The sequence below is a fragment of the Psychrobacter sp. 1U2 genome (assembly GCF_051847575.1).
This window is the reverse complement of sequence record NZ_JBPYDC010001595.1, coordinates 1-566: the sequence shown is the minus strand read 5'-3', so window position 1 is coordinate 566 and position 566 is coordinate 1. Positions and strand designations below refer to the sequence as shown.

At 43.6% G+C, this 566-nt stretch carries 1 pseudogene; it reads left to right on the top strand.

Going from position 1 to position 566, the window contains the following annotated elements:
* Positions 1 to 320: 320 nt before the first annotated feature.
* Positions 321 to 566: pseudogene (locus ACS8FD_RS23375) on the top strand (methyltransferase domain-containing protein); the annotation flags it as partial.

Sequence of the window (566 nt, the reverse complement as noted above, 5' to 3'; positions counted from 1 at the left end):
GCACGATTGCCAAAGCACAGCAGTTACAAGCAACAGGATTTTATGCGCTGCCTATCAGACCGCCTACGGTTCCTGCCAACACCGCTCGTATTCGTCTGGTTATGAATGCCAAACTGACAAGTGAAGACTGTGAGCGGCTAATACAACAATTATGATTGAGAAGATACTGAGAACTGATGTTTGACAGAGCCTCTACTCCAGCTGGTTCAAAATAATTTGATGACAAGAGAGGCCAGTAAAAGTATGCTCAAACCGTAGCTGATTTTTATAAGATTGACTATATCAAGCAACAATTGACTGAATTGGATGTACTAAGCCATATGGAAATACTTGCCACGCCTTCTCGTTTTAGCAGCAGAAAACAAACCATCGCTCGCCATTTTGGCAACGCATATGACTATGACCAGCATGCTCATATTCAGCAGCAAGCATGCCGAGCTTTACTAGCTAATATTGCTCATGATAAGCAAGACAGTGTATTAGAGGTTGGGGCAGGTACTGGCCAAATGACACGCCTACTAGCTGCCTACATTCAAAGCCAGCATTGGCTAATCAACGAGTTATGT